Consider the following 18,111-nt stretch of genomic DNA (forward strand, 5'->3'; position numbering starts at 1 on the left):
GAATTCGATTTCGAGGTGACTGCAATGAAAGACCCAGAATCCAGAACCGTGTTCGCTGGCGTCGACGGACGAACCGATACAGAACTACCCGACTGGTACCGCCGGAAGAAAACGGTCGACGAACCGAAGTCCTTCGCCGAGACGATTCGTGACCTCCCGCAGGCCGTCGAGACGACAGTCGCATACCGGAATCCCTACTCCGACGAGTGGGTCGAAACGGAGCGCTTCAACGCCCTGGTCGAGCCGACAAGAGCGCGCGACCACGCGACAGACGGCGAGCCCGACGCAGACCCACTATTTCACGTCCCCACGGACAGTTACGCGATCATCAACCCGGTGGATGTGTACAGGCCCTTGGAAGAGGTCCTTCGCGAGGAGACCATCGACGGGTCGCCGCTCGGGAACGTGATGTTCGGCGAGATCCGGCGCTACCGGGGCGGCGGCGAGGTCCATATGGACGTGATGTTCGACGGCCTCGAAGTCCGGCTGCCCGGGCGGTCAGACCCGATCACGATGGGCGTGACCTCCGGCTACGACTTCTTCGGTGAGCACGCCGTCTACGTCGAGGGATTCGCTCAGGACGGGTACTGCTCGAATTCGATGCGCTCGCTCACCGACAAGGAAGTCATCAAGCACGTCGGGGACGTTCGGGACTTCCGGACCTGGTGGGAGGAGATTCTCGCCCAGGTCGAACTCGTCGCCGACGACCTCTTCGAATTCATCCGAGATGCGCAGGAGATCGATCTCGAGTTCTCCGAGCTCCCGTTCACCGTCACCGAGTTTTACAGCCTGCTGGGATTCCCGGACTATCTCGCAGAGCGTGCTGCCGAGGATGCCGAGGCGAACGCTGCGTCGCCGTTCGAGATCGATATGTGGACGCTGCACTCCGGCGCGACGTACGCGCTCACTCACTTCTTCCAGGGCAAGGAGGGTGCGTCGCTGGACGGCTACGTCCGCACGGCCAACGACATCCTGTTCAACCCCGAGGGTACCATCGAGCGCGTCGAGCGAGCCTACGAGGAGCAGCTCGAGGCGGACGGCGACGACGGGTCGCAGGCGTCGCTCGCCGGCGAGCGTGCGCTCGCGAGCATCGAGCGCGTCAGCGATGATCTACAGGAGAAGGTCGACCAGTTCGAGGAGCGTGAAGATGCGCTGCGTGAGCGGTTCCAAGAGGCGATGGGCTGATTGTCGGAGCGGCGTTCACTGAAACTGTCCTCAAACAGCCGTTTACGTGAGCGGTTCCGGTTCCTCGTTATATTCGACGACTAATTCGACATCATCAGGACCGAATTCATCGCGTTCCGCTTCCAGCGTATCAAGAGCGTCTTTAACCGGGAAGAAATCCGGCTTCTCGAGTGCATCTTCTGTGGCCCAAGCGTATCGAATCGTTTGCTCCGAATCGATGAGGAACACGGCACGCTGTGGAACGCGCTCGTGGTTCTCCCATTCGTCATAACAGACATCATATGACTCGGCAACCCGCCCGGAACTATCACTAAGTAACGGGAAATTGATGCCGTATTCCTCGGCGAATGCTCGGTGGGCGTAGACGCTGTCCCCAGAAATTGCCCAGACATCGAGCGCCGGCGTCAGCTGAAACCACTCTGCATCGCGGATCGCACACAGTTCGTTTGTACAAACAGGACTGAAATCAAATGGGTAAAAAACTAGCAACGCAGCCCGATCATCCGCAGTTGTCTCATCCAAGCTGTACTCGGTTTGTTCTCCGTCACGGAGACCTGGAAGAGTGAATGACGGTGCAGACGCTCCCTCGTTTATCATGCGTCACAGTAGCACACGAAGAAAGGATAGTCTTGGGGCTAACACCCCCACCTGAATGGAGTAGCCTCAAATGTGGGATGAAATTCACTGGAATCCGTACGTCAGGAGTTCGCCGTCGCCCACTCAAGAAGGGGTTCTAATCTCGAACGAATCTCATCCCCTTCGTCAGTTAGCGCGTATTCGACGCGTGGCGGAATTTCGTTGTACTGCGTCCGTGAGACGATCCCTGCCTCCTCGAATTCGTCGAGGCGTTTCGAGATTGTCGACGTGCTCGCTGTAGGGAGGTGCGCCTCGATCTCCGCGAACCGCAGCGAATCGTGTGCGCCGATGATACTGACGAGTTGCATCGCGTATTTTCGGCTCAACGTGTCGATAACTCCTGTGAGCGGACAATAGCACGTCCCCTCAACATCGCACGTTGGCGCCGGTGAAGTAGTATCTGCCATAGCTTCGTGGCCTCCAACCTACTCTATAGCTTCGGACTCTGGAGTATAAGAACTTCCCGTCGTAAAGTTTCGGTATAGATGACTCACACATCCGACTATGATCTCGTGATTCTCGGCGGTGGCGCCGCAGCTTTCGCCGCGATCACTGAAGCGAGCCGACGGGACCTCTCGACGGCGATGGTGAACACCGGCTTGCCCATCGGCGGAACCTGCGTGAACGTCGGCTGTGTCCCGAGTAAGCATCTGCTTGCCGTCGCCGAGAGCGGCGCTGCAGCGTCGGAGAATCCCTTCGACGCCGTTCGATACCCTGAGGAACCGACTGTCGACTGGGCCGACGCACTCGACGGGACCGACGACCTCGTCGAGGGATTCCGGCGGGAGAATTACGTCGATGTCGCCGAGCACTTCGAGACCGACATCTACGAGGGGTACGGCCAGCTGGTCGACGACACAACCATCGAGGTCGTCGACGGCGCCGACGAGGGCGCGCGCATTACTGGAGAGAAGGCGCTCGTCGCGACTGGCAGTTCACCGTGGGCGCCGCCCATCGACGGCCTCGAGGAGGTCGATTACTACACGAGCGAAACCATCCTCGAGGAGCGCGACCTCCCCGAGAGTATCCTAATGCTCGGTGGTGGGTACATCGCGCTGGAGTGGGGCCAGATCCTCCACCGTGTCGGCGTCGACGTGACGATTCTCCAGCGCTCCGAGCGCGTCCTCTCGGACATGGAAGGCCAACTTGGTCGCGAGATGCAGCGTGCATTCGATGAGGAAGGCATCGAGATACTCACCGATAACGACTTCCGGCGCGTCCGCAGGCCAGCAGCTGACGGCGGCGCCGAAGCGATCCAGTCGGGCGTCGCCGTCGAAACAACCGTCGACGGCACTGAGCGAACGGTCACCGGCGACGCGCTGTTCGTCGCGACCGGGGTCCAGCCCAACAGCGAGGAGATCAGTCTCGAAACGGTAGGGGTCGAAACGAACCCCGATGGAACGATTCGTGTCGACGAGTACTTCCAGACGACGAATCCCGACATCTACGCGGCGGGCGACGTGATCGGCGAGCCCGAACTGGAGACGGTCGCCGCCAAGGAGGGCAATCACGCCGTCAAGAATGCCTTCGGCAACGAGGGCGTCAGCATCGACTACGATGCAGTCCCCGCAGTCGTGTTCACCAGCCCCGAAGTCGCCGCCGTCGGGACGACCGAACTCGAGTATATGGACGAGCACGGCACCTGTTCGTGCCGGACCGTCCAGATGGCGGACGTGCCGCGGGCGAAAGCCGTGAAGAATACTGACGGCCTCGTCCAGGTCGTCAAACACCACGAGACCGACGAAATCGTCGGTGTCCACATGGTCGGGCCGCGTGCCGCCGACATGATTATGGAAGCCACGCTGGCTGTGAGGTTCGGACTGACCGTCGACGACATCATCGATACTGTCCACCCGTTCCCGACGTTCTCCGAGGCGTTCAAGCAGGCCTGTCAGGCGTTCCGTCGGGATACGTCCAAAATGAGCTGCTGTATCGAGTGAGGTCAGTCGTCGGTCGAGAACACGTCCTCGAGCGTGCCGCTCTCGCCCAGTTCGATGAGGGCACGGTTCAAAAGTTCGCGAACGATGAACTCCTCGTAGTGCTGGGTATCGCAGTATTCACAGGGTTTCATCTCGCGGGCGACCGCCTCGATCTCAGTACCGTGGTCCGCGTACAACGTCTCGATGAGGGATGTCAGCTCCTCGGATGCGGTGGACTGCGCCCCTGCAAGGGTTTCGTCGGCACCCTCCGGGAGCTCGTACGAGAAGACTCGCGTGTTCGACTTGTAGTACTTCCGCGTCCCCCCACCAGCTTCCTCGAGACGGGCGATCTCAACCATCCCCGCGTCCTTCAGGACATTCACGTGGTGGCGGACCGTTGTTTCCGCCTTCTCCTCGCCGCGACGATGCAGTTCGTCGTGAATCTCCTCGATCGTCAGTTCATCGGTCGCGAGCATATCGAGGATCTTCGCCCGGACGTCGTTCTCCAGCGCCTTCGCTTTTTCCGGGTCTGTCGTCACGACTTCGCGGATCGGCACATCAGATTCGAGGAGCGCCATTCTTGTGAGGAGATAGGCGAACAACGACAGTAAGAGTAACGCCACTCTCCCGACATCGGTATTAGGACTTTGATACCGCTATAATTATTGTCGTAATGATTTTCCGCGTCGCGCGATAACCACCACTCACGATGGGAACGACACACGAACAATTCAACGTCGGGGGAATGTCCTGCTCGTTCTGTGCCGAGAGCATCGAGAAGGCCTACGCCCGGACCGACGGCGTCGAGGACGTCGACGTGAGTCTCGCCCACGAGGAGGTACTCGTCCAGTACGACGATGACCGCCTGAGCGAGGTGGCGGTGAAGGACACACTCCGGGACCTCGGCTACACCATCCGAGATCCGGACAAGGCAAAACGATACGAGCAGCAGCAGGCCGAACTCACCGACGGGAAGCGGCGTCTCCTCATCGCTGGCGGCGCATCTCTCGTTGTCGCAGCCCTGATGGGGTGGATGATTCTCGTAATGGGACGCTTCGAGTCGGCATCGCTCGCGATGGACCTGGTGACGCTGGGGCTAGCGCTCGGGACGATGTTCGGTCCCGGGCGCTACATCAAACAGAAGGCGTTCCAGAGCCTTCGTCGGAGGATCTTCAACCAGCACGTCCTCCTAGAAGCGGGCGCCTTCGCCGGGCTCCTCGGGGGGTTACTCGGCCTGTTTGTCTTCCCGAGCTTCCCGACCGTCCACTTCTTCGCCGTCGCCGTGTTCATCACCACCTACCACATCCTCTCGGAGTACACCAGCCTCATCGTCCGCACGCGGGCTTCCCAAGCCGTCCAAGGCCTTCTCGACCTCCAGCCCGACACGGCACGCCGCGTCAGTGATGACGGTGACGTCGAGGAAGTCCCCCTCGACGACCTCAACGTCGGCGACTACGTCCGGGTCAAGCCTGGCGAGAACATCCCCGTCGATGGGATGGTCGTCGAGGGAGAGTCCACGGTCGACGAGTCGGTTGCCACCGGTGAGTCCATCCCCGAGGAGAAAACGGTCGGCGACACGGTGATCGGTGGCAGCGTCAACGAGACCGGGACGCTGCTTATCGAGGTGACTGCAACCGGGGAGGACGCGTTCCTGAATCAGGTGGCACGCGAGATCGAGGAGGCGCGGGCGATGAAACCCGGCATTATCCAGCTCGCCGACCGCGTCCTCAAGTACTTCGTCCCAGGCGTCTTGACGATTGCCGCGCTCTCGTTCCTCTTCTGGGTGGTCGCACCGCTCGCGTGGGGGGCAGACCCCAATGTCCAGCGAGGGGCGTTCGCAGCGCTGGCGGTCCTCGTCCTCGGCTATCCGTGTGCGCTTGGGATGGCAACACCGCTCGCCCTGATTCGGGGTGGCGGGAAGGCAGCGAACCGTGGCATCTTGATGCGCTCCGGCGACGCCTTCCAGATTTTCCCCGACGTCGACCACATCGTGCTGGACAAGACCGGCACGATCACCGTCGGCGAACCCGCCGTCAGTGCGGTCGTCGGGTTCAACGCCGACGAGGAAGACGTACTCGCGACGGCGGCCAGCGCGGAGGCCTTCTCCGAACACCCGCTCGCCGATGCGATCCTCGAGTTCGCTGACGAGCGAGATGTCGAGTACGCGGATCCCGACGTCTTTGACTCGGTGACCGGCAAGGGCGTCCGAGCGATCGTCGGCAGCGACGACGTGTTGGTCGGGAAACCCGGATGGCTCAGCGATGAGGGGATTGACCTTTCGAAGAGGAGCGACGATATTGAGCGACTTCAGGGCCGCGGCCTCACCGTTGCCGGAGTTGTTCGTCACGGTGACCTACTCGGCCTGATCGGCATCGGTGACGAAATCAAAGCAGACGCCGCCGAGACCATCCGGCGGATTCGCGACGCCGGCATTACGCCCGTGATGATCACCGGGGACAACGAGCGCACCGCGAACGCGGTCGCCGAGGAGGTCAGTATCGACCGCGTCATGGCCGACGTGTTGCCCGACGAGAAACGCGAGGAGATCGGTCGCCTGCAGGAAGCCGGCCACCGCGTGGCGATGGTCGGCGACGGCATCAACGACGCGCCGGCACTCACACAGGCGGACATCGGCATCGCCATCGGCGCCGGGACCGACATCGCCATCGAATCGGCGGACATCGTCCTGATGGGTGACCGGCTCGGCGGCGTGATGGACGCCTATGAGATCGGGAACGAGAGCTATCGAAAGACTCGCCAGAATCTCGTGACGGCCTTTGCGTTCAACGGCATCGGCGTCGCCGCCGCGACCACGGGGCTCGTTCACCCGGTGTTCGCGATGCTTGCGATGGTGTTGTCCGTCTCGGCCGTCCTCGCCAACAGCTTCGCTGGTCAGCTCCTCTCCGGTGAGGGTGTCAACACCGAATTCGCTCTCAAAGAACGCACCGACGGCGAGCGTGGAGACGGCCGAGTGACAGCCGATTAAGCCTTTACGTCATAGCCAGCCTGTTCGATTGCCGCGTTCACGTCGTCGTCTGAGACTCCATCCTTGAGGACGACGTCGACCGTGTCAGCGTCGTGGTCGGCCTCGACCCGATTTACACCATCGAGGTTTCGCAGGGCGGTCTCCACGTTCTGTTCGCACCCGTTGCACGACATCCCGATGACGGCGATCGTCTTTCGCTCCATACGGGCCTGTAAACACTCGCGGGGGATGACCATTACGGTAACTGTTGTATCGGTTTTATCTCTATTAGAGGCGGGGCGTCATCGTCCGGAGAGTTGTTTGTGTCGGCCCCAAAGGGGTGGAGGCTCTTCGAGAGGAGGGGACCACTGACGACGAAGAGTAAGTCCTGTCCTTAACCAACAATCCCCGCATAAGTTTCCCTGTTGTTGGTTAACAGACTGTACCTCGGTTTGTCAGGCCCCCAGAAGGGGCGCGGGGCGGCCAACAGCGGCCTCGTAACTCCAATCATGTCCCTCGAGCTGAGCTCCAGCGCCAGCACGGCGAGCGACATCGCTGCCGCCAGACAAGCCGACATCGTGGCGTTCCTCCATCGAGCGCCGTTCACTCTGGATGCCTATGAGCTCGGTTTCCTTCCCGGCTTTCGGGAGGACTGCGGGTATCAGGAGACCCAATATCAGAATCTCACCCTCCCCGTCGGGATGCTCGACAACGACTTCCAGAACCCCGATCTGGATCGATTCGTCGAGCGGTTCTTCGAGTACGAGCCACAGGTCGGTGTCATCGGCGACATCTACGAACCTACTGACGTTGACGCCCACATCGCTGCTGCTCGTGAGATTCAGGACAGCTTTCCCGATGCCGAGGTCATCATCGTCCCGAAATCCCAAGCGGTGATTGACACGATCCCAGATGATATCATCCTCGGCTATTCGCGAGGGTACGCCGATCGCCTGGCGCACGAGTTCTCCGACCCAACCGATTGGAGAGGGCGGCGCGTCCACATCCTCGGTGGGAGTCCGCCCAAGCAGCTCGACGCCATTCGACAGCTGACCAGGCCGACACTCACCGACGAGCCACCAGCCGACATCGTCGGCCTCGATTGGAACGGGCTGCATCGCGGCGCGCAGTTCGGGGAGTTCTGGACGGCTGACGGCTGGGATGATAGCGGTCGTGACGCCTCCCACGTCACAGTTCGGAAGACGGTGCGACACAGTCTCGCCCGCATCAAGGCCTTCTGGCAGTCCCACGGCGTCTGGCCTGACTCAGCGCCACATAGCGACATCCTCGAAATCGAGTACGAGGGGCCGTCACCAACCGACCTCGATAGTGCTGCGTGTACCGAATGTGAAGCGAACGTCTGGACGACTCGGCGCGGTCCCTTCATCGCGGAGTATGATACCGGCGTGCTCTGTGGCTACTGCAGCTACGAGTGCTACTTCTCGCATCGCCATCGGAACAACCTCGAGGAGATCGCCGGCGAGCAGAGCGTGTACATTCCACCGGCGTGACGCTACGAGTGGTTTTTCGCGCCCCGGAGGGGGCGAGGGCTCGATCCAAAAAGTCCTCCGAGAAGGTGATTTTCCGTGAGTCAACAACAGCGTCCGAACGATGTCTCGATCGACGATATTCCAGTCGACGTATCGAACACCCAATCAGGCGAGGTCGACCCCGCTGAGGTACCCGAGGAAATCCGATCGATCACTCGTGGACTCGCAAGCGAGCAACCGCCGACGAATCCGCTCGTCGTCCTGAAGGCCGCCCGCTGGTGGTATATACATGGCAAGGGCGGAACCGATCCCGCGTTCCAGTGGGCGATCGAGTGGGTTCGACACCTCGCGACGGACACGCCGAGCGATGTCGACCAGTTCGACGCGTTCCTCGAGTACCTCGTCACGGTCGGCTTCGCTGACGAGAAAGCAGCGCTCCGATAGCAGCCCCGATCTAAACCCCCCGAAGTCGCGCCGATGTTTATCGTGCGCCCCCGAGGGGCGCGGCGCGTCCTGACTTCTCGGAGACGTCGTCGTACTCGATGTGATGCAATCCATGATGACAGCCAGTGAGTCGGGAGTCTCGTTCGAGGAGACCGACACCCGACACGACGAGATGCACAGTACCATCGAAGACTGGATCGACGAGCTCGTCGCAGACGTCGACGAGGCAAAAGCCAGCCAACAGTTCCAGGAGTGGCTCGATGTCCAGTCCCGATTCCACGACTACTCCCATCGCAACACCCTCTTGATCAAGCTCCAGTGTCCCGAGGCAACCCGCGTAGCGGGCTACAATACGTGGCGATCGGAGTTCGACCGGCACGTCCAAGAGGGCGAACAGGCGATCTGGATCTGGGCACCCATTATTACGAAGCAGTGCCCCGAGTGCGAGAACTCACCGAGCTACCACGAGCAAAGCGACTGTGAGTACGACGAGACATCGCCGGACGAGTGGTCGAAAGGGCTTGTCGGATTCAAGCCAACGGCTGTCTTCGATGTGTCTCAGACCGAGGGCGAACCGCTCCCCGAGCTGGAAACCGAGGCCACTGGTAACGCCGACGACCTGGTGCCAGCGCTCCTTGATGCGGCAGCTACTCTCGATGTCGACGTCCGTGTCGTCGACGCTGCTGAGTGGGAGCATGACGACGCGAAAGGCGTCTGCAAACACCGGAATCTCGACGAGTGCCAACCCGTCGTCGAAGCGAAAGATAGAGCGAATCAGGCCGACCTCGCGGTGACGCTGATTCACGAGTACGCCCACGCACTGCTCCATTTCGATGTCAACGACGAACCCGAGCGCGCAAAACGCGAGGTCGAAGCCGAAGCCGTTGCGTACATCGTCGGGCGGTATTTCAACCTGGATACGAGCGGGTCAGCGTTCTATCTTGCCGCGTGGCAGGACGACGATGCGGAGAGCATTCAGGAGCGTCTCGGCCGGATCAGTTCCACCGCGCAAGAGATAATCGGGACGGTCGCCGAGGACTGAACACGCCTTCTCCAGCTGTTAACCAACGGCTTGGGGTACTATCCCACTCTGTTGGTTAATTCGTTCGGCGTCCGACCCTGCGCGTTTCGATCGATTCCAAGACAAACCCCACCGACAGTCGATGTTATCGTTCAGAATCGATTCGGCGCTGCTGGTCACGAAGGAACTCAACGACGGCATCGATATCCTGTTCGGGAACCGTTTGCTGTTCGAAGACTCCTTTGAATGCATCTGCGAAATCCTCCGACGTGAGGCGGTTGAGGACAGTCTCGATGCGACCAGCGAGCTTCTCGGACTCTCCGCGATGCAGATGGGTCGCGATCCGGTCGAAATCCGCGCCAGCAGCCAGCACCACCAGATCCCGAGAGTCTGCCTTGCGGCCACTGTGGAGTTTCACCGCGAACAGCAACTCCCGTTCCGGAATCCTGGCTGTTACCGGGCGCCCGGTTCGCAGTTCCTCGGTGACAGAGTGCTGGGCCAGATAGCGATACGACCATTCAGCTTCCGTCTGGCGACAGCCCAGCGCGTCCACCATCGCGTCGAACTGAACCGGATTCCCGATATCTTTCGTAAACCGGATAGTCCGGCCCTCGTAGAGTTCGTTTCGCTCGACATCGGCCGTTTTCTCGTAGCCGCGGGCGGTGAGAAGGTCGGTGTAGTCGTCGACCGCTTGTGCCGGAATGACGACGTCGACGTCCGTGGTGAAGCGCTGATTGAACGCCGCGATCGCCCACCCACCGACGAGCACGTACGGCAGGTCAGCGTCAATGACTGTCTCCAGGGTGTCCAGCAGCTCGTCTTCGCGTTCGCCGAGGCTCATGCATTGAGACGCGGATCCTCGTGGGACGCGTCGATATCACGGTCGTACTCGTCGGCGATCATCTCCAACGCTGGCTCGTAGTTCACCCGGTACTCCAACATGTGCTCGATTGTCTCGTCCAACGGAATGACCGGATTGCCGTCGACCCACTCGCGAGTGATCTCCCCACTCGTCGGGAACAACACGTACGAGACGGCCGCGTCGGAGTCGCTCGCATCCGGCCGCTCTTCAATCCGGCTCGGAATCCCGAACTCATCAAAGAACGCCGTCCACTGTTCGACGTCCTGATCGGCGACCTGGATGAAGATCGGATAGTCGTCGTGGCCGCGGGCGATCTGATAGCCGCCGTGGGTCCAGACGTAGACGCCGTCGATTTTCGTGTACGCAAAGGGCATCCCGGCGAAGTGCGGAATGACGTAGCCGTCGTCGATCGAGGGGGGAACAGCGCGAGAGATGGCCGCGACGAGATCGTAGTAGCGATCCCTGACAGCGTAATTCTCGATGTAAACGCCGTCCTCACGCCGGATGAAGCCTGCGTCCTCCAACCGCTCGATCCAGTCGTAGACCCACGAGTAGGAGCCGTCGATCTTCTGGGCGATTCGCCGGATCGAGTCACCCGGCCGGGCCGCGACCATGATCTTCGCCGCGGTCTCGTCGACGTACTCCATCATCGTTAGTTATCGGTATCGCATCTAACGGTATTAGTCTTGTCCCCTGTATTCCCTATAGAGTTATCTCTATACAGATATACTATTCTTAGCTCCGGTAGTCCGATCCGGCTCAGCATTCGAGCGGAGATGAATTAACCAACAGAGGATACGATGGATCGCTATTCGTTGGTTAAGTTTTTCAGCGCCCGCCGAAGGGCGGAGGCGCACTCCTGTCTCCACCGACCTATGACCGACCGATATCTAACGACCGTTCTCGACGAGGCAGAGCGAGTCGCAGAGCACCATGAGCAGGTCGCCCAATCTTCGGACCATCCGGAACACGAGTATCTCAGGTACGCCGTCCTTCGGCTGCTCGAAGGAGAGGCTGACGACACATCGGTGGAAGTACCGCAGGTTGACGGCGTGACTGTCGGCTACGGAGAGGACGACGCGATGTGCAACAGTTGGGACGACGACGTCGAGTGGTGGGAGACGGTTCCGCCGCAGGAGGAGTGTACTCGGTTCCGGGTGTTCTACCCCGACGAGTACGACGCTGTTCCGCGAGTCATCGTCGACGTGATGGCAGCACTCGGGGCGTGGCGTGTCTGGACTGGGAGCGCTGCCGCCTGTGGCTCCTACGACCATCGCGAGCGGCGGGAAGTCCACTATCTGTGGCCGGAGGGCCATCCAGTTGAGGCCCTGCTTGCGGATCGTCTCCAGGATCCCAAGGTTGCGGTTGCTCCAGACGGCGGCCGCACCGGCGACGTACGCGATCGGATGGTCGTCACGGAGCACTCAACCCAGCACGACGACCTCGAGCCGCGAACCAGACGTGCCGTCGACGAATCGATGGCCGTCTCGCTGCTCGAAAAGGGTGGCCGCTATGAGGTCCGATCGGCGTCCGGAAACTGGTATGAAGTCGACGTGATCAGCGAGTCGTGTACGTGTCCAGACTGGCGGAAGCGTACGCCCGAGGGCGGCTGTAAACACCTCCGGCGAGTCGATCAGGAGATCAAGCAGGGGCGGGTCCCACGACCTGATGGGCGTCTCCCCTCGAACTCGTAGGATCGCCCAGCGTTCGAGATCTCCCGAGGCTACTGTAACATCAGACGAAACTCCTTGATGGAGAGTTTCGAGTATTGATACAGCTGCTGGAGAACCGGTGAGAGCCGTTGGTAGCGGCTTAACCAACAAAACTATGCGGTTTGCGCCTTTGTTGGTTAACACAGATCGGCCCATGTCCTACGAGCCACCGACGCCCCCAGCGGACCTCCCCACCGACGTCATCGACACACTCAACGACTATTCACCCGAGCTGCTCCGAGACGTTGCCCACTATGCCGAGGACCTCGCCGAGCATCGCGAGCGCCAGGCCCGCCTTGCCGAAGCGGAGGAGGAAGACGAGATCGACGAGCGACCCGATGACCTCCCCGATGATGTCCCGACGAAGGCGACGATCACGATCAAGGAGATCAACGATAACCGCTACTACTACTGGCAGTGGCGGGAAGGAGATCGCGTCAAATCAAAGTACAAATCCCCAGTAAATCCGGACGAGTAGACGGACTAGTACCTCAGTCGGATGGCCAGTTGTTCGGGGAGACACCCCGTCTGCGAAGTGAAAGACGCAGGGTACGAGAGAAGTCCCGAGTTGATGAGTGAGGATCCGGTCACTGTCGACGAACTCGTCGAGAAAGCCGACGAGTATCTGCACGAAGCCTCACCCACACCGGAAGAATACGAAGCGCTGAAACAGAGTGTTGCGGAGCTCACGCCGATCTTCTCAGCTGAGAATTCGTACTTTGTCCTCGGCAGCTACGGGAAACCCGAAATCCGTCCTCTCCAGCTCGTAAAAGATCGCCTCAACCGACAGCCCGGTGCGTACGCGTTCCTGATGATCGACATTCGAAGCGAGTGGACGAATACCTACCTCAAGTTCCGGCTGCTCGCCGATCATACAGACGTCATCCTGGGCGTCACCGAACACGCCCAGGGCTGCTTCCTCGTCGAGCAGGGCTACTTCACAGCCCTTGAGGAGTACTTCGCGAAGACGCACGTGTTCAAACACGACGTACAATACGATAGATGTGGACGCGATCGACACAAACGTAGCCGTCGAGAGTCCCTACAGTGGAATGCAGACCGCGATCTTCGAGATGCTCAACGATGCTAGGCGTCTCTGCCGGTGGACGACTGAGGACGACCTCGTCGAGTGTACCGAGGCTCTCGTGAGTGATCAGGAATACCCGTAGACAGAGACGAATCGGTTACTCCCACCCCCGACGTTTCTGTCGTTTCTCCACGAAATCCTGTTCACCGATGGCCCAGACAACGAATGAACTCGAACAGGAAGACATCCCCCGTTTTCGAGTAGTAAGTGCGGGGTGAATCCGTGCAAGATTGGGTCTTCGAACCACGAACCCTTACGCGATAAGTAGCCCACTGAAGAGCGATTGCAAATGCTCGTAAATGAAATTTCGTTTAAATGCTGTCAGACACTCCACTATTGCCAGTAAAATCGGAGGACAAGACGCTATTTGATGAAATTGGCAACGGTGGTCCTGATAGTAACTAGTCGGATTGATTAGAACAAGGAAGTTACTGGCAACACCGGAGAGGGTACTGGAGAAACTGGCACTGACGGTTGCGCGGTTACTGGCAAAAGTGGAGAGGGTATTGGCAGTACTGGTGTTGGCGGTTGAGAAGTCACTCCAGAACCCGATGCCGCTTGGCAGTTTCACGAATGTCGTTGAGCTCACCTAGTTCGCTCTCGAGTGCGTCGAGGGCCGACGACAGAGAGACATCAAGCTCGTATTCGTTGTAGTTCCCGCGTCCACTCGACGAGTCGACCAACCGTAAGATCCCGTGGAGGCTCAAATCCGACAGGTGGTCGTGTACTCGCCTGCGTTTCAGTGGTTCACTGCCGTGATTACGAAGAACCTCTCGATAGCGCTCATAGATCAGTTTCGTCCGTTCGGGTGTTTCTCCCTCTGCCGCTAGCTGACAGACAGTCAGCAATACATATTGCCCCTGCCGGGTCAACGAATGCATCCCTTCGACAACCTGTTGTCGTTGGATCTGATGCTCGGCCTCCCGAACGTGGTCTTCGGTGATTTTCGCCTCTCCACCCGCCATCGCGTCGTTCTCGGCGATATCAGCTGCTTTCCGGAGTAACCGTAATGCCTGCCGAGCAGATCCCGAGTCCTGTGCAGAGAATGCTGCGCACAATGGGATTACATCTGATTCGAGGACATCGTCGTAGAGCGCGATATCGGCTCGGTGCTTGAGAATATTCTGCAGTTCAGTCGCGTCGTACGGAGGGAACAAGATTTCCTCTTCGCAGAGAGTGTCCTTGACTTTCGGAGAGAGGTTTTCTCGGAACTTGAAGTCGTTCGAGATGCCGACCACACCGATTTTCACATCGAGATCCAATTGCGAGCGTGCTCGTGGAAGCTCGTACAGAATATCGTCATCCGAGCCGATGTTATCGATCTCGTCCAGAACCACGAGAATAGTCCCACCGATCGACTCAAGGTCGTTGTAGAGTTCGTTGAAGATGCGTTTTTGTTGATACCCGGTTTCGCTCATCGGTTCGCGCGAAGACGAGACTGTGGTGAGAGGGTGAGAAGGAGAGCGAATCTCGTTCACGAGATTGACCGCTACCTGATAGGATGTGGTGCAGCCAGTACAGTTGAGTTCAATAACGTTGAGATCGACGTCGTCGTACTCTCCGGCGGATTCTTGCAGCTCCTCAAGAAGATCGTGCGTAGCAGCTGTCTTCCCGACGCCGGTAACGCCATAGAGAAAGACGTTGTTCGGTTGCCAGCCCTGAATGACGGGACGGAGAGCGGCCGCATATTCGTCGAGTTCTTCGTCCCGCTCCTCGAGTGTCTCTGGCTGGTAATCATCCCGGAGGACGTCTTTGTCTTGGATGATGAACGATTCTCGATTGAATCGGCCCATAGGCGGACTCAAGACGAAGAACCATCATAAAACCATGGGTTCCAGTATCACCACTAACCCACCACTCGAACCAATTATGCCAGTGTCGCATCCACTTATAAAACACACACACTCCACTATTGCCAGTAAACCTTTGCAACAACTGGAGGGGGTCAACGACCCCCTCTCTAATTAGCGATACTCTTAATACATTGTACGTTAAACCATACCCGCACTAACGAAAACTCCACTAGTTGTAGTAGGTTTAGATAACAGTAACTAGACTAGAGACGTGACAGTTTCTGCCCTCCCGTCCATTCTCCCCTCGTTACTGGCAATGGTGGAGTGAGAGAGGTACTTAAACGACGGTATTATTGGCAATACTGGCAACTCTGGTCGCCCTCTCCCTGCTACCATCGTTGCCTGGCCGATATTCCAGTCGAAATCTACCCTTCCCGACACCAGTCGATGATGACCGTGGACCTCTTTCGGTTAACCAACAAATCGTATGTATTAACCGTCTGTTGGTTAACTGCTCATGGCCTATGCTCGATTCGCAGTCGGCACTCAGTACTAGTATCCCGTGATTTCGGCGTTTCGCGATTCCGCAAGGGTTCGCTTGATTGCCGCTCGATCTCACCCAATCGGAGACAGGATATTACTGCATCGGCGACGCAGCTTCCGAACCGACGAGTGAGTACTCCCGGTCCCGGCTCGTGCCTTCCGCCTCGAGGAGGTTGTACTGCTCCATCTTCGAGAGGTACGTGCGAATAGTCCGCTTCGTCCGTGGATCATCGACCTCCTCAGAATATCGCTCGTGGATTTCGCTCGGCCCGACTGGGCCGTGCTCGCGAACGATGTCGTAGACGACGCGCTGGTGCGGCGTGAGCGAGTCGAGGCTCTTCTGCTTAATCTGCGCCCGGGCATCCTCGGCGGCGTTCAGGAGAATATCGTCGGTGATGCGCTCGTGGTTCTCGCGATCGGCCTTGCCGGCGGCCGTTCGAAGGATGCCGATTGCGAGGCGGGCGTCGCCGGCGGCCGCGTCGGCAATCCGGTAGAGCTGGCCGTCGGTGATGACGTCCTCGTCGAGCCCCCACTTCGCCCGCGCACTCAGAATGTCGTACAGCTGCTCGTCGTGGTACTTGTCCATCCGGACGTGTTCGCTGGAGCGCAGCCGGCTCACGAGCCGGTCGTCGACGCGGCTGAACAGCTCCTCTTCCTTGTTCGCGATGCAGATGATCGCGAACTGCGGGAGGCTGTGGAGGTCGTAGATGACGCTGGGATCCTCCAGCTGGTCGACCTCGTCGAGGATGACGACGGTTCGCGGGCCGTCATGCTGCTGGAGGCGATCGACGAGTTCGTCGTGCGGCGTCGACTGCCGGTGGATGTCGATGGTTGCGCCGAGATCGTCGAGGATCTGGTAGAGCGTGCGGAACCGGGTGTAATTGCGCCAGCAGTTGACGTAGGTGGCCTCGACGTCGAGGACCTCCTCACGTAGGCGTTCGGTGACGAATTGCGAGATGCACGTCTTGCCGGCGCCGCTGGGTCCGGTGACGATGGCGGTGTCAGCGGGTTCCCCGTTCGTGATGGGCTCGAGAACGCTGGAAAGGTGGTTGACTTCGGCGTCGCGATGCTCAACTTCCCGAGGAACGAACCCGGCGCGGAGAACGCGAGCATCGCGTATCATTTGTATCTGGATAGCTGATTTGGGGTTGAGTATTAAAAGTATAACCGGGTGGTTTCCGAAAAGCGGCTGATTGCCCCTCTTTACTTACTTGAACCACTTGCAGTAGTGCGTTTTTCTCTAAGAGAGTAGCTATTTCCGGAAAGCCACTTGTTCGGTATCGAGCGTTCATCGTTGCTCTCATCCTGCTGAGATGGAGATTGTTTCGAGTTCTCTATCTGACGCTGCCCGAGGCTGGTCATCGCCGTTCGGCGCGGACTGCAGTAAGGTATCTCGGACTGCTTCGAGAGCTCTGTAACTGACCACGTTTTTCTGGTTATGTACTGATGTACAGTTCTGGATTGGCGATTCTCGACGCACCCAGCGACAAGATGTACTACTCTGCTACAGTCGACCACAAGACTAAACCGTCACTGACTTGACGGACTGGAGTTAGAATTGATGCTGGTCATTCTACAAGGAGAGGAGCCATGTGACGCGACTTCGAGGGATGGTAGCTCAAGTGGTGTGCCTTTCTGGACCTACACGGTATGAGTAACGACGACAGTCTGGACCTTCAAGAGTATATCGAGGACCTGGAATCGGAGTATGGGATCGAGTTCCCGGAGGAACTGGAGATGCGGATGTTGGAAAGTGGATTCCAGGAATTGGCGCTGGAACGTGATGATTCGGTCCCAAGCAGGTTGCGACGGACGTTCACCCTCTCCTCGTTGAACCGGATCTATGGTGGGATGAGAGACAGCATCCAGCAGATCAACGAGATGATGGACAACGTCCCAGACGAGGATCTCGACGATGAGGAACTGGAGCAGGTGGAACGCGGCATGCTCCGCACCTTCATGGCAGACGACATCCTGATCTTCTTCGTCCTCGCACAGGATACGATCGAGAATCTGACCGTCGATGTCCTCAATGAAGACCTGATCGCGGAGGAGTATCAGGGGACGAACGAGACGATGAAGACGCTGCGAAAACGGCTACCACAGCCCGGGTGTGAACATCTCTTGCTCCGCTGCGGGATCGTCGATCATGAAACCGTCGACGAGATGCGGACCTTCCGGAAGCGGCGGAACCGCCTCGTCCACGACCGTGACGTCCACCACACACTCGACTTCGAGGACCCGGTTATGCACGAAGTCGACCGCGGCCTCGCCATCATCAACGCACTCTACGAACACCTCGAAGGCGAACCATTCTGGTCTACGGCCGAGTAGCCATCCCGCAATGGTGTCGTACAGGACCATCGATACGAATCCGAACGTTCGGATCTTCTTTTATCGAGACACACGGTGATAGAGGTGCCCTACAGTATGGTTTGATAATTGTCCAGGACT

Annotated in this window: 17 protein-coding genes and 1 pseudogene; 10 read left to right on the plus strand and 8 right to left on the minus strand. The window is 59.0% G+C overall.

Annotation, left to right across the window (positions count from 1 at the left end; all coding sequences use genetic code 11):
- Positions 1 to 24 precede the first annotated feature (24 nt).
- Positions 25 to 1,185, plus strand: a complete 1,161-nt coding sequence (locus EPL04_RS12860) for a hypothetical protein (RefSeq protein WP_128904654.1) — start codon at positions 25 to 27, stop codon at positions 1,183 to 1,185.
- Positions 1,186 to 1,227: 42 nt separating this feature from the next.
- Here EPL04_RS12860 and EPL04_RS12865 read toward each other — a convergent pair whose 3' ends face one another.
- Positions 1,228 to 1,782: a peroxiredoxin gene (locus EPL04_RS12865; protein ID WP_128904655.1), complete on the minus strand. Its 555-nt coding sequence runs from the start codon at positions 1,780 to 1,782 to the stop codon at positions 1,228 to 1,230.
- A gap of 101 nt (positions 1,783 to 1,883) precedes the next feature.
- Entirely contained in the window at positions 1,884 to 2,228 is a 345-nt protein-coding gene (locus EPL04_RS12870; RefSeq protein ID WP_128904656.1) for a winged helix-turn-helix transcriptional regulator, read from the minus strand.
- 78 nt (positions 2,229 to 2,306) lie between these two features.
- Between EPL04_RS12870 and merA the strand changes: the two genes are divergently transcribed.
- Positions 2,307 to 3,761, plus strand: a complete 1,455-nt coding sequence (merA, locus tag EPL04_RS12875) for a mercury(II) reductase (protein WP_134671652.1) — start codon at positions 2,307 to 2,309, stop codon at positions 3,759 to 3,761.
- A gap of 2 nt (positions 3,762 to 3,763) precedes the next feature.
- Here merA and EPL04_RS12880 read toward each other — a convergent pair whose 3' ends face one another.
- Positions 3,764 to 4,318: an ArsR/SmtB family transcription factor gene (locus EPL04_RS12880; protein ID WP_128904658.1), complete on the minus strand. Its 555-nt coding sequence runs from the start codon at positions 4,316 to 4,318 to the stop codon at positions 3,764 to 3,766.
- Between the two features lie 131 nt (positions 4,319 to 4,449).
- Between EPL04_RS12880 and EPL04_RS12885 the strand changes: the two genes are divergently transcribed.
- Positions 4,450 to 6,726, plus strand: coding sequence for a heavy metal translocating P-type ATPase (locus EPL04_RS12885; protein ID WP_128904659.1), 2,277 nt, complete (start codon positions 4,450 to 4,452; stop codon positions 6,724 to 6,726).
- Here the strand turns inward: EPL04_RS12885 and EPL04_RS12890 are convergent.
- On the minus strand, positions 6,723 to 6,929 hold the full coding sequence (locus tag EPL04_RS12890; RefSeq protein ID WP_128904660.1) for a heavy-metal-associated domain-containing protein: 207 nt from the start codon (positions 6,927 to 6,929) through the stop codon (positions 6,723 to 6,725). The two genes, EPL04_RS12885 and EPL04_RS12890, sit on opposite strands and share 4 nt — an antisense overlap.
- 285 nt (positions 6,930 to 7,214) lie before the next feature.
- Between EPL04_RS12890 and EPL04_RS12895 the strand changes: the two genes are divergently transcribed.
- The 3 genes from EPL04_RS12895 (at position 7,215) to EPL04_RS12905 (ending at position 9,681) form a co-directional block, all read left to right on the plus strand.
- On the plus strand, positions 7,215 to 8,216 hold the full coding sequence (locus tag EPL04_RS12895; RefSeq protein WP_128904729.1) for a DUF6610 family protein: 1,002 nt from the start codon (positions 7,215 to 7,217) through the stop codon (positions 8,214 to 8,216).
- Between the two features lie 75 nt (positions 8,217 to 8,291).
- Positions 8,292 to 8,639 carry a hypothetical protein gene (locus tag EPL04_RS12900; protein WP_128904661.1) on the plus strand — a complete coding sequence of 116 codons (348 nt, stop codon included), beginning with the start codon at positions 8,292 to 8,294 and terminating at the stop codon, positions 8,637 to 8,639.
- 112 nt (positions 8,640 to 8,751) lie between these two features.
- Positions 8,752 to 9,681 carry an ArdC-like ssDNA-binding domain-containing protein gene (locus EPL04_RS12905; protein WP_134671678.1) on the plus strand — a complete coding sequence of 310 codons (930 nt, stop codon included), beginning with the start codon at positions 8,752 to 8,754 and terminating at the stop codon, positions 9,679 to 9,681.
- A 124-nt stretch (positions 9,682 to 9,805) separates the two neighbouring features.
- Here the strand turns inward: EPL04_RS12905 and EPL04_RS12910 are convergent, their stop codons facing one another.
- Both EPL04_RS12910 and EPL04_RS12915 read right to left on the minus strand, forming a co-directional pair.
- On the minus strand, positions 9,806 to 10,501 hold the full coding sequence (locus EPL04_RS12910) for a nucleotidyltransferase domain-containing protein (RefSeq protein WP_004594476.1): 696 nt from the start codon (positions 10,499 to 10,501) through the stop codon (positions 9,806 to 9,808).
- Positions 10,498 to 11,169: a helix-turn-helix domain-containing protein gene (locus EPL04_RS12915; protein ID WP_134671679.1), complete on the minus strand. Its 672-nt coding sequence runs from the start codon at positions 11,167 to 11,169 to the stop codon at positions 10,498 to 10,500. The genes EPL04_RS12910 and EPL04_RS12915 overlap by 4 nt, the downstream gene beginning before the upstream one ends.
- A 228-nt stretch (positions 11,170 to 11,397) precedes the next feature.
- Here EPL04_RS12915 and EPL04_RS12920 point away from each other — a divergent pair, with 228 nt between their 5' ends.
- The 3 genes and pseudogenes from EPL04_RS12920 (at position 11,398) to EPL04_RS12930 (ending at position 13,403) form a co-directional block, all read left to right on the plus strand.
- A complete protein-coding gene (locus EPL04_RS12920; RefSeq protein ID WP_134671653.1) occupies positions 11,398 to 12,216 on the plus strand; it encodes a hypothetical protein in 819 nt (272 codons plus the stop codon).
- A 172-nt stretch (positions 12,217 to 12,388) separates the two neighbouring features.
- Positions 12,389 to 12,712, plus strand: a complete 324-nt coding sequence (locus EPL04_RS12925; RefSeq protein WP_004594473.1) for a hypothetical protein — start codon at positions 12,389 to 12,391, stop codon at positions 12,710 to 12,712.
- Positions 12,713 to 12,805: 93 nt separating this feature from the next.
- A pseudogene (locus EPL04_RS12930) lies at positions 12,806 to 13,403 on the plus strand (hypothetical protein).
- A 454-nt stretch (positions 13,404 to 13,857) separates the two neighbouring features.
- On the opposite strand, the gene EPL04_RS12935 reads toward EPL04_RS12930, so the two are convergent.
- Positions 13,858 to 15,114 (minus strand): orc1/cdc6 family replication initiation protein, encoded by a 1,257-nt coding sequence (locus EPL04_RS12935; RefSeq protein WP_004594472.1) that lies wholly within the window; start codon positions 15,112 to 15,114, stop codon positions 13,858 to 13,860.
- Positions 15,115 to 15,751: 637 nt separating this feature from the next.
- Complete coding sequence (locus tag EPL04_RS12940) at positions 15,752 to 16,780, minus strand: Cdc6/Cdc18 family protein (RefSeq protein WP_134671654.1); 1,029 nt, start codon at positions 16,778 to 16,780, stop codon at positions 15,752 to 15,754.
- Between the two features lie 527 nt (positions 16,781 to 17,307).
- On the opposite strand from EPL04_RS12940, the gene EPL04_RS12945 reads away from it, so the two are divergent.
- Positions 17,308 to 17,991, plus strand: a complete 684-nt coding sequence (locus EPL04_RS12945; RefSeq protein ID WP_134671655.1) for a hypothetical protein — start codon at positions 17,308 to 17,310, stop codon at positions 17,989 to 17,991.
- Positions 17,992 to 18,111: the final 120 nt, after the last annotated feature.

This window comes from Halorussus marinus, from assembly GCF_004521895.1.
In the GTDB taxonomy this organism is placed as follows: domain Archaea; phylum Halobacteriota; class Halobacteria; order Halobacteriales; family Haladaptataceae; genus Halorussus; species Halorussus marinus.